This is a genomic window from Cyclobacterium sp. 10D3-21 (genome assembly GCF_055809755.1).
The window spans coordinates 3,334,696-3,346,969 of the sequence record NZ_CM147924.1 but is presented as its reverse complement, the minus strand read 5'-3'; the positions used below and the strand labels follow the sequence as shown (position 1 = coordinate 3,346,969).

General features: G+C 38.1%; 8 protein-coding genes. 1 reads left to right on the top strand and 7 read right to left on the bottom strand.

What is annotated here, in order from left to right; all coding sequences use genetic code 11:
- Positions 1–10: 10 nt before the first annotated feature.
- Entirely contained in the window at positions 11–3,133 is a 3,123-nt protein-coding gene (locus tag AC0L7T_RS13345) for a SusC/RagA family TonB-linked outer membrane protein (protein WP_473343157.1), read from the bottom strand.
- A 571-nt stretch (positions 3,134–3,704) separates the two neighbouring features.
- Here AC0L7T_RS13345 and AC0L7T_RS13340 point away from each other — a divergent pair.
- Positions 3,705–4,931, top strand: coding sequence for an IS4 family transposase (locus AC0L7T_RS13340; protein ID WP_473343156.1), 1,227 nt, complete (start codon positions 3,705–3,707; stop codon positions 4,929–4,931).
- Positions 4,932–5,368: 437 nt separating this feature from the next.
- Here AC0L7T_RS13340 and AC0L7T_RS13335 read toward each other — a convergent pair whose 3' ends face one another.
- From AC0L7T_RS13335 to AC0L7T_RS13310, 6 genes are all read right to left on the bottom strand, one after another.
- On the bottom strand, positions 5,369–6,916 hold the full coding sequence (locus AC0L7T_RS13335; protein ID WP_473343155.1) for an SDR family NAD(P)-dependent oxidoreductase: 1,548 nt from the start codon (positions 6,914–6,916) through the stop codon (positions 5,369–5,371).
- Positions 6,917–7,472: 556 nt separating this feature from the next.
- Complete coding sequence (gene rsgA / locus AC0L7T_RS13330) at positions 7,473–8,537, bottom strand: ribosome small subunit-dependent GTPase A (RefSeq protein ID WP_473343154.1); 1,065 nt, start codon at positions 8,535–8,537, stop codon at positions 7,473–7,475.
- A 32-nt stretch (positions 8,538–8,569) separates the two neighbouring features.
- Entirely contained in the window at positions 8,570–9,148 is a 579-nt protein-coding gene (locus AC0L7T_RS13325; RefSeq protein WP_473343153.1) for a Crp/Fnr family transcriptional regulator, read from the bottom strand.
- 200 nt (positions 9,149–9,348) lie between these two features.
- On the bottom strand, positions 9,349–9,891 hold the full coding sequence (locus AC0L7T_RS13320; RefSeq protein ID WP_473343152.1) for a hypothetical protein: 543 nt from the start codon (positions 9,889–9,891) through the stop codon (positions 9,349–9,351).
- Between the two features lie 305 nt (positions 9,892–10,196).
- Entirely contained in the window at positions 10,197–11,729 is a 1,533-nt protein-coding gene (locus AC0L7T_RS13315; protein WP_473343151.1) for an arylsulfatase, read from the bottom strand.
- Positions 11,730–11,905: 176 nt separating this feature from the next.
- A complete protein-coding gene (locus tag AC0L7T_RS13310) occupies positions 11,906–12,169 on the bottom strand; it encodes a hypothetical protein (protein ID WP_473343150.1) in 264 nt (87 codons plus the stop codon).
- Positions 12,170–12,274 lie beyond the last annotated feature (105 nt).

Genomic DNA, 12,274 nt, shown 5'->3' with positions numbered 1-12,274 from the left:
AGCTGATTACTTATAGGCTAAGATTCAAACCTAAAATGAAATTTCTCATAAGCGGAGTATCACTTACACCCGTTTCCGGATCCCAACCTTGCCAATTTGTGAATACATAAGGGTTTTTGCTTGCGATATAAACCTGAGCTGACTGTAAATTTAATTTATTCAGAAAGTTTTGTCCGAAAGTATAACCAAGGGAGATGTCTTGTATCCTTACAAAACTTCTGCTTTGATAAACCCCACTTTGACGCTGTGGCACATTATAAATACCTGTGGTATTCGTTGTTGGATTTTCTGGTGTCCAGTATGGATTTACTGCTGAATTATTTCTTCTATCCGGGAAATAAAACAGAGGGTTGATAATTGCAGCATTGTCCGCTAAATAATAATTTTTTCCTCCCTGAATGGAATTAATAAAAACTGAAAGGGTGAAATTATTATAAGTAAAGGAGTTGTTGATACTGAAACGATAACTTGGGGATTCGTTTCCAATTACCTTTCTGTCATTTGTTGGATCTATGCCTCCATCACCGTTCTGATCAACATAACGGAATTGACCTGGATACCATCCATCTAGCGTATTTCCACTAAAAAACTCTTCTTCAGTCCAAACTCCTCCGGCCATTTCATAATCGTATAGTGCACTAAGGGACTCGCCCACAAACCAGCCGTTCCCGATGTCATTGTCGTTCTCGCCACCATACAATTTGGTGATTTCATCCCTATTCAAAGCAAAGGTGAAATTGGTCTCCCATCTTAACAGTCCATCCATATTGATGGTTCTCAAATCAAACTCTACCCCTTTGTTTTTAATGCCTCCTATATTCGTCCATATATTTTCATAACCTGCCGTTCTTGGCAGTTGTCTTTCGACCAAAACATCTGTTGTGTTTGCAGTATAGGCATTGAATGAGCCTGTAATTCTATTTTGCCACAAACCAAAATCCAGACCTAAGTTATACGAAGTAGTCGTTTCCCAAGCGAGGTTTTCATTTCCAAGATTACTTGGATAAAGCCCTATAGCTGTTGATTGTCCATAAACATAATACCTGGTCCCCATTCTTGACAAACTTGAATACCTGCCAATCCCTTGGTTACCATTTTTTCCATAGGAGGTTCTTAATTTCAAATAGACGCCCAAATTCTCAAGGAATGGTTCATCAGAAGCTACCCAAGCCAAGGATGCAGATGGGAAAGTTGCCCATTTATTTCCAGCACCAAAGCCTGAAAATCCATCCCTACGTACCGTACCAGTAAACATATACTTGGATTGGAAACTATAATTGACACGAGCCATATAGGCAAGACTATTTTCTTCATAAGCGTCTGATTCACCTGTGATGACCTCAGCCAAACCAATATTATTATAACCAAGGATTTCATTTTCAAACCCTGAAGCAGTAAGAGTAGAAGAATTTCCACTTCTTCCTTCTCTACTGAATAGGAAAGTAGAATTTATCTGATGGTCTCCAAAACCTTTAGAATAACTAACTATATTGTTAATGTTAAAGTCTGTGGATTCAGAAGGGTTCTTTATAGCCAAACCTCTATTTGATACTCCTTGAGGAGTAGTACTTGAATGAAAGGTATTGTTATTCCTGTTGGCGTATACCTGAGAATAATTAAACTCATAATTTAAGCCTTCAATCCAAGGCACTTTAACCTTGATTCTTCCAACAGCAAAAAGCTCATTGTCGATATCAGAATTATCAATGTACTTGTACACCAGCGGGTAAGGCTGGAACAATTCTCCTCCTAGGAAAATGTCGTAATTAGGCTCTCCGATATAATTATTGACCAATGGACTTGCATCCCTTGCATTCGATAGACTGGTTGGAATTCCTGAATTATCCCTGGAACTATAGGACACATTCAATCCAAAAGTTAGCCAATCTGTTATCTCACTCTCTACATTACTACGTAGTGTAAAGCGTTTGAACTTATCATTTTTCTGAATTCCTTCAACATCTGTAAAAGAACCAGAAACATAATAGGTGGACCGTTCAGTCATACCCTGAAGACTCAAGTTGTAATTTTGCATCGGAGCAACCTGTAAAACCTGATCTACCCAGTTAATTTCATTGCCAGCAAGATAATTTTGTTGCTCTTCAAAAGTTTTCAAATAAGAGCCTACTGTTTCTCTGTTGGTTAAATCAGCTCTTTGTGGTCTTCCTTCCGCACTTGTAGGATTGGTTTTATACCAATTGTAAACTTTACTCTGATGATCCCAATCAACCAAACGATTTGCAAACTCGTCCCCATTCATTACTCTCATATCGTTATTGGTCATGTCCTGGAAGCCAGTATACATTCCAAATGAAATCACCGGTTTTTCGGAGGTACCTTTTTTGGTGGTTATCAACAAGACACCGTTGGCAGACCTTGATCCATAAACAGCAGCAGCACTGGCATCCTTCAAGATATCAATTGTTTCCACATCATTGACGTTGATGTTGGATATGCTTCCATTGTAAATCACACCATCCATAACTATCAAGGGACCGTCTGAAGCAGATAGGGAAGTTTTACCTCTTATTGAAAGTTCAGGCTCACTTGATGCTCCTCCCCTTCCTTCAAGGTTTACTCCTGCAGAAGCACCTATTAATGCCTGAAAGAGGTTCACATTTGCCTGATTTGCCTTGTCTTTCATAGAGATTCTTGCTACAGATCCGGTAAGATCACTTTTCTTTGCCGTACCGTAACCAATCACAACAATCTCATCCATTGAGGTTACATCCTCTTCTAATACTACATCCAAAACCGTTCTGTTCCCTACGGCAATACTTTGGGTAACGTACCCAATATAGGAAAAAGACAAAGTTGCATCTTCAGGTACAGTAATGGTATATTTCCCCATTAAGTCAGTGGCAGTTCCTGTGGTAGTTCCAGGAACGAATACAGTAACACCAGGAATGGTTTCCCCATCGGTATCCGTTACGGTACCGGTAACGGTGATGTCCACAATAAAATTATTGTTGTCTAATGGTTCATTATTTACAACTTTTATTGCAGCATCATTCCTATAGTCCGTCTTCTTTTCAGCAGCCCAGGAAAATCCCAGTGTCAAAAATTGTACGGATAAAGCAAGGACAAATAATCCACACTTTAATTTTAAATTTTTAGGTAATTTTCTACTCATCAGCTTGGTTATTAAAATCCATAAATTAGGTTAAATATTAAATAACATAGAATTGTTTTGAATTCATTAAGCTATGAAAATTATAAACTACTTGACTCAATCACAAACATTTTTATAACATTTTTATTTTAAATGGTGAATTAAGATGAATTTTGGCGTAGATTCCCTACTGATCACTCCTCCCTCAGGACACGCTAAATGTTTAAAACTTCCTTTTTTGGAAAAGCTAAAATGATCTAGCCTTTCCTGATTAAATAACATCAACAATTTATTTCCTGCCATTCGTAAAAATGATTGAATAGTTATTGTCCAACGCAGGTTGACCAATGTTTTACAACAAAAAAATTCAAAAAACCAAATTTTCAACCATTGGGTGTAGCTAAGTATTTGCTACGGATTGACTTTCGATAGTCTAGAAGGCGGCACTTTTTTCTTAAAAACTTTTACTGTCGTCCGAGAACAAAAATAGGTTAAATAAATTAATCTATAAATAGTACAAAATTAAAGATGGGAAGCTCTTTGGAGCTATCCCATCTTTTTTATATTGTTGTTTCGACCAAAAAATAACAATATGAAGCAAGATAAGAATAATTTTCTGTCGGGACACCCTATTATAGCCCAGCTTTTATCTATGATTCCAAAAGATATTTTTAGCCAAGTTGTGGAACAGGAAAATAGTGATCGGTATTATAAGAAACTGAAATCTATAGATCACTTTATCTGCATGTTCTATGCCGTTTTGACTAGAAACAGTAGCCTCAGGGAAGTTTGTAAGAATATTTCCTTGATAGCCCAAAAGCTGATTCCATTTGGAATCAAGCAGTTGCCGGCAAAGAGCACACTTTCTGACGCTAACCGTAAACGGGACAATAAGGTTTTTGCAGTACTCTATTCAAGACTCTTCGCTCATTATAAAAAGAAACTTCAGGGTAATTGGTTGGATATTGGCGGAGAAGTAGATCCCAGTTGCGTGGAAGTTTTTGATTCCACAACAATTACGCTTTTTAAGGAGATACTCAAGGGAGCTGGTCGAAACCCTTTAAAGGGGAAGAAGAAAGGAGGAGCTAAAGTATTTGCCAAGATGAACCTGGCAGAAGGAGTTCCCAATTATATTTGCATCCGTTCGGCAGCCACTAATGAAAACATGTTTTTAAAAGTTATGGAACTTCCAGAACATGGAATAGCGGTATTCGACAAAGGTTATAACCGCTATTCATGCTTTGAAAAGTGGAGTAGCTCTAACAGGTATTTTGTAACTCGAAAAAAAGATAATGCCCGATATGGAGTGATTCGGGACTTTGACTGTTCCCATAGCAAAGATGTTATTTCAGACCAACTTATCTCCCTGAATTACAGAGAGAAGGGTGTTTCTCGGACAGTTAAGGCTAGATTGGTAAGTTACATTGACCCAGAAAGCGGTGAAAAACTGGAGTTTATCACTAACCTGATGGGACACAATGCCCTGACTATAGCTTTACTTTACAAAAACAGGTGGATCATTGAAGTTCTTTTTAAGCAGATTAAGCAAAATTTTGAGCTTAAATATTTTTTGTCGGACAGCGAGAACGGGATCAAAATCCAGATATGGGTGGCATTGATACTGAATTTACTCTTTACAGTACTCCATAAGAGAATAAAGGAGGCGGAGGATTTTTCCACAATGGTGATGGTAGCGGCAAAAAATTTATGCTCTTATGTCAGTCTAGAAAAGTTTTTGGTCTATTCCGAGGCTTATTTTAAAAGTATATTTCAAAAAAATCTAAATAATACCCAAACCCAATTAATGTTCTCAGGGTAGGGGTACTTTTTTAAAATCATAAATAAAGTCTTTTTAAATTCAGTATGACCACTTTATTTTAAATTTGATAATTTAGTCGGACGACAGTAAAAAACTTTTCTCATTCAAACTAAAGATTCAAATTTCAATATCAGTAAAAAGTATCATGAAAAAGTCATAGAATTGAAAATTATACTATGCATAAAAATAAAAAATTGATTAATCGCAACAATCAATCATTTCTTTTAAAGGGGGTAACATGCTAAAAATCATGAAGTAACCATTTACTACCTATCATTTGGTGCTAAATAGGCCTTAAGGAAGAAAAAACACTCAACCTTTCCATAAATTATAGAATAAACTTAATCCCAATGCCCTCCTATCTATTTTGAAATGCTTAGCCACAAAAATTTTAGACTGCTATCCTTGGTAGCATAATCTTATGGTAAATCGTATCGTTACCAACTTGTTGGCTTAAAGTCTTTCAGGAATTTCCCAGTCCAGTGTTTTCCAGTATTGATCCCATCGAACAAAGGATCCATCACCCGGGCTGCACCGTCAACAATGTCTAAAGGAGGCTGAAAGTCATGGATTTCTTCTTTCTTCCTGGCCAACTCAATTGGATCTTCGTCTGTTACCCATCCCGTATCTACTGCATTGGTATAGATCCCATACTTGGCAAAATCTGCTGCTGAAGTAAGGGTCATCATGTTCAATGCGGCTTTGGCCATATTGGTGTGTGGATGGCGAGATTCTTTGTGGTATTTATGGAATTTCCCTTCCATGGCAGAAACATTGATGATGTGTTTCTTACCCGTGTTGTCTTTTTTCATCACATGAACCAAACGATTGCAGAGCACAAAAGGGGCAATAGAATTGACAAGCTGCACTTCTAACATTTCATTGGTATGAATCTCCCCTAATTTTAACCTCCAGCTATTGGTCTTTCTCAAATCGACTTGTTGCAAATCCGCATCCATCTTACCTATTGGGAAAACTTCCTCAGACGTCAAAGCATGGTCAATCGTATAGGCAATTTGGGATAATTTGGCTGAAGCAGTCAAGCCAATACCAACTTGCTTTCCATGCCAGGTTACGGGTAGGTTTCTGTTAGAATCTTCAAGCATTGCACCGCTTGCTCCTAACTCTTGCAGGCAGGCTTCATAGTCTGATAGCAAATCTTTTACAGAAGAAGAAAATTCAGCATAGGAAAGCGCTTCATTTGGCAATAGATGCTGGTAAAAACCTGCGGGACGCCTAACGGTCTGCGCAGCATTATTGATCAGTACATCCAACCTGTCATATTGTTGCTCTATAAAATTACAAAACAGTTCTACGCTGGGAATATGCCTGAGGTCCAATCCATGAATTTTAAGCCTATGTCCCCATGTTTTAAAGTCCTCCTCTTTGGCAAAACGCAAAGCAGCATCTACTGGGAATCGTGTCGTCGCAATTACCGTGGCACCTGCCCGTAACATCATTAAACTAATGTGGTACCCAATTTTCAGGCGAGAGCCCGTAACAAGCACAACTTGTCCTGTTAGGTCTGCGGTTTGAAAGCGCTTGGCATAATTAAAGTCGCCACAGGGCCCACACATGGTGTCATAAAAGTGATGCAGGGTGGTGAAAACCTCCTTACACACGTAACATTCTCGTGGAGCAACAGTTACTGGAACAGGCTTTTTCTGTTCACCATTCGATGTTATCATTTTAGGTGCAACAAATACAATTGCTTCTCTGGCACTCCGAATTCCTGTATTGTTTCGTGCTTGTTTATGACTGTCAGCCGTTTCCTTTTTGACTTTCTTCTTCGCGTTTTTCTTACGCTTGATCAACTCCTCTTTTTGAGGCCTTGAGAGTCTGCCTGCCTGAGTGATTAATTCAATTCTTCGATCCAATGGAATATTGAATATTTGGTCGGTGTCATTGTTTAATGTTTCTAATATGGCGATGCATTGATCAATTTGATCTTTGCTTAGGCGACCTTTTTCTATATTGAATTCCATTGATTTGATTGGTGTCGTGTACAAGACGGCTCTGTTCCTGGCAATGTTTGTTTCGGAGGTCAAAGGTACTGAAATTCAATTCAACTCTAATTCGTAAAATTTTTATTTTGGCCCGAATAAGGTATTCGAGATTTTGTCAGCATTGTTGCAGAAAAAAAGCAACAATGCCGCCAAAATCGTTTAATGCGTATCCACTGAACCACGGGCTACACCCGTGGCTATCCTATTACGCCCTTCCAGGGCTGCCAATTCGGATAAAAAATTACGGGTAAACATCCATCAGGAAAAACCTAAACCTTTAACGAAGTAGGTGAACTCTATGATATCGGCAAAAAAGTAATGATGTTAACTTAAGAGATTTTGTCAGCATTGTTGCAGAAAAAAAGCAAAAATACCGCCAAAATTGTTTCTTATGCATTTCTCAAATCTATGGATTGAAATTCATGGCTATTGATTCCATCGGTTCTTCCAGAAAGCGTTGGACGAAATTACGCAATAAGCTGTTGCCTATTTTGGTTTAAGGCTTGTTTCTAAGAAATACTCTCCCAAAAATATTCTAGTATTTATTGTCTTTCCTTTGCTTTTTCACCTTCTTAATCATTTTACCGAAATCCTTGTCCTTCTTTTTTCTCTCTCTTGCATTGGATTCAAAGTGCATTTTTTCTTTTTCCATTTTCATGAAATTCGCATAGGAATCGTGGTCTAATGTTTGATTTTCCAATGCCAGCAAAACTGCGCATCCAGTTTCATTGGTATGGGTACAATCATTGTATTTGCAATCTTTGGCAAGACGCATTATTTCATCAAAAGTCACTTCAAGCCCATCCGAAATATTGGTGATCCCAACTTCTCTCATTCCAGGATTGTCAATAAGTATCCCAACGTCTAGCACCATTAAGGCTCTATGGCTTGTAACATGTTTCCCGCGATCAATGCGCTCACTAATGTCTCCCGTTTCCATCAGATTGGTATTCGATAAAACATTAATAAGGGTAGATTTCCCAACACCTGATGAACCCAATAAACAATAGGTTTTACCTTTTATCAATTTAGATTTTAACTGATCAATACCCATTTGGGATTGATTACTAATGGCAATTAAGGGGACGTCTTTAATTCTTGCTTTTACTTGAGTTAATATTTCTTCTAACTGCTGTTTCTCAACTAAATCAATTTTACTTAAAACGACAATGGGTTCAATTTTGAAAGCGTTACAAATGGTCAGGTAACGTTCCAAACGATTGATGCTAAAGTCTCTGTTTACAGATTGAATAATCAGTCCAAAATCAACATTTGTAGCTATTATTTGGGTCTCTCCAAACTGGCCAACAGCTTTTCTTTCTACAATCGATTTTCTTGGAAATACAGCATGAATAAGCGCTTTATTGTCATCGTATTCTGAGATTGCTACCCAATCCCCTACCGCTGGTAGGTCAGGCCTATTGGTGGCCGTAAACCTTAAATTACCTATAAGCTCAGCATCGAATTCATCCGTTTCGGTTTTGACTGTATATCGGTCTTTATGCTCCGAAGTGACTCTTCCAACACCAAAGGAGTCCAGCTTGTTTTCTTTTCGGTAATCAGCAATTTTCCTATTGTATCCTAAATCTTCAATTGTCATTGCTTTTCTTTTCTGATTTTTCCTTCAATAAATCAAGAAGTAGCGCCTACTGCTTTTTTCCTGATTCTGCTTAATGTTTCCGGTGTCATACCAAGCATAGAAGCAAGATATTGCAAAGGCACCTGATTAAACAGCTCCTTATTAAAATCAAAAAGGTGATTGTACCTTTCTTCTGCTGTCATAGATAGATGCGTGATAACCCTATCTTCCAAAACGGTAAAACATTTTGCTATAAATAGTTTTTCCAATTCCTTCCAGCGCGGAATCAGCTCTCCTATTTTTTGGTAGTCCTTGTCGTTAATGATATACAATTCGCAATCCGTCAATGCTTGTATATTCCATCGAGCTGGGATTTTAAACATAAAACTGGCCAGGTCAACTACAAAATAGCCCTTAGTGGAAATCCACTTGGTTATTTCTTTGTCATCAATGAAAACGAATTCTCTTACAATACCTGTTTGGACAAATCCAAGCCTGTCTGAATGCCTTCCAGTTTTAACAAAATAGTCTCCCTTTTTAAAGGCTACTGGTTTGAAAAACGAGCTAATTTTTGATAAATCCTCCTTGTTAACACTAAAATAGGTGTGAATGTACTTCTCAAGTTCTGTCATTGTTTGCTAAACATCATTCAATTTAAATATATTAACCTAAATAGTCAACAAACATTCAATTGCATAATTAAAACGCTTACCGGTTGAGTCAAGTCACTACCTATCCTATTGAATTATTCAGGTTTAAAAATATATGGAAATTGAAAAAATACACCCATGCCACTGCTTCATGGAAAATATGAACCTTAATCTTAGATTTTTTAATCCTCAAATTCATCCCTTATTATTTGGTGTTTCATTCTCCTTTGCTTTTTAGTTCGCTTCGATTTTATTTTTGCAGCACCTTCCTTTTTATCAGATTTGAAGTGCATACTTGCTTCTGCAAACCATGAGCCTTGCTTTATCATTAAACCATTGTAAGGGCAATCCTCATGTCCACAATTGTGCTTGGAGTACTCGCCAAAATTCCTGTGTTTAATTTTTTTGTCGGAAAGTATTTTTTCTTGATTGAAGCTGATATCACTCCAGATTTGTCTTTCGTCAGCAACGGTCAGCTCAAGCCCTAATGTTGTTAAGTCAAAATGGGTTCTGGGGTCTTTTAGTTGATAAAAATTGAATGTTTTCCCGAATACTTCATTGGCATAATCTCTTACCTCAATTTGATCCCTTAATTCAAGGTTTTCATTCTCACAAATGGAACGGTACAATCCTAAGGTATTGAAATCTGAGTATTTCTTATAATTGTCTATAAAGTAAAAATATTCCTCTTTGCTCAATTGATTGAACTTCTTGTCAATTTTCATTTTTTTCAGTTTAAAGAGTCTCGTATTATGGTGAAAATTATTGTCACAGAAAAAATATTCAATGTGGCAAGTGTAAATTAAAAACCTGAATTACGCAATAAAAAATCAAGTGATGTCAGCAAACGACGCTCAATTGAATATTCTTAACCACCAATTGAAATAAGTGTAGACAGGACTTATCTCACAATGGTATTGTCATCGACACCTTTTTATTGTATCAAAAACAGCTCCAATGAACCGAAGACTTACTTCGCCTCATTGGGGCTTTATGGTCATCCCTTCAAGTTTTATGAAGTCCTTAAAGCTTAATTTAACTCAGGTTTTACCCAATCTTTGATCCCCTCAGCTTCCTTTTGTTTTTCATATTCCACCCAAAAAGGTTTCTCTTTTGCTAAAGGTGCTGTTTCGTTAACCATTAAAGGTCGCACCTCATCCCACCAAATCCCATAGGCTTCTCTCATTTGTTGGATGAGCTCAGGATGCTCTGCTGCGATATTATTTGTTTCTCCAGGATCTTGATCCAAATCATACAATTCACTGTTTTTCACAAATCTATACTGTTCGTTTCTAACCGCATATTTCTTGAATTTTGAACTGTCAGGGTTCGACGTTTCTGCGGTTCCTACCCAACGTTCAGTGCCTTCCTGGTCTGTAATATTGTCTGGATTTAATGGCCATCTACCCTCATGAAAGAATCGAAACCTGTCTTCAGATTGAATGCTGTCATTATTCAAATAAGGAAGGAAGCTTTGACCATCCAGATCCGGAAGGTCAGAGATATCAATATTGGCAATTTCTGCAAAGGTGGGCATCATGTCATAATGATTAAGCATCACATCTACTTCTTTGCCTTTATTGAATTTATTGGGCCACCGGATAAAGAAGGGAACTCTTGTTCCTCCTTCGTAAACACTTCCCTTAAACCCTTTCATCCCTGCATTGTAGGTTTCTCCATGCACGGTATTGTAACCACCATAAGTTTTTCCATTGTCCGACATAAAAATCAAAATGGTATTGTCGGCAATGCCCCAGGCATCTAGTTTATCCATCAATATACCCAAGTTATGGTCCACGTTTTCGATCATTCCATAAAACCCCTGGGCATCTGTTGGGTAACCCTGATCGATGAATTTTTGCTTGTATTCTTCAGGAGCTATAAAAGGACCGTGAGGTGCATTGGTGGTTATATAAGCAAAAAACGGTTCCTCTGTGGAGGATTTTTGCTTTATCCAGGACAAGGCCTGTGTAAAAAACACATCGGTACAAAACCCTTCCGTTTTCACAAAGGTGCCATTGTGTTTGATAACGGGATCGAAATAACCATTTCCAGGAGCATCGGCACAGGAACCCGCATAAGCCTGACCTATACCGCCAGCACCATGTATAAACACCTCGTCAAATCCACGACTATCGGGTTGGTACTCCTGTTCATCGCCCAAATGCCATTTTCCAAATATACCACTGGTATAACCTCCCCGTTTCAATACCTGAGGCAAGGTAGTTAGACCTAGCGCCATTCTTTCTCTTTCCAGAATAGTATGCGTAATGCCATTTTTAAAAGGATGTCGCCCACTCATAATGGCAGATCTTGTAGGCGCACAAGTAGGACTGACCTGAAAATCTTCCAAACTAATGCTCTGAGATTTCAACTTATCCATATTTGGCGTAGAAACATCCGGACTTCCATTGGCAGAAATGTCGCCATATCCCTGGTCATCTGTCATTACCAATATAATATTTGGCGGCAATGGTTCCACCTCTTTGTCCTGCTTACAACCGAAAATCAGCATGGCCAGACCAAAGAAGAAAAGTGAATTTAATGGGAAAGTGTTTTTCATTTTAAGTTCCATTATGGATTGATTACAAAAATAGCAATAAGATGGGGAAAATAGGTGTTATTTGGTTTAATGGTTAATTGTTAATTGTTAATTGTTTTTTAACGTATACTCTTCAATAATCTATAAACGGTGTCTGAACCTGTCAAACGACCGGTGCCTGGGCTTGTTGGACTTCTCTACCTGCTGGACTTCTCTACCGGTGCCTGAGCTTGTCGAAGGCAAAGGTACCTGAACAGTCTCATATCCGACTTCCGTAATGGTGCCTGAGCCTGTCGAAGACTGGTGCCTGAGCCTGTCGAAGGCAACCATGAAGTGAGCAACTTAAAAAAATATGTGGATTTAGTATTGATGGCTAAAAATTTTCTCGCCACTCCCATCACCACATCTCCTATCACTCTATCACTGATCACTCCATCTCTTATCACCCAATCACGGATCACTCCATCACCGATCTCTCATTTCGACCTTGTTTTTCTAGCAATTTTACTACAAAATAAAAAAGACATTGTATATTTCCGGTAGAACAAACTGTCTCCTACCCAACC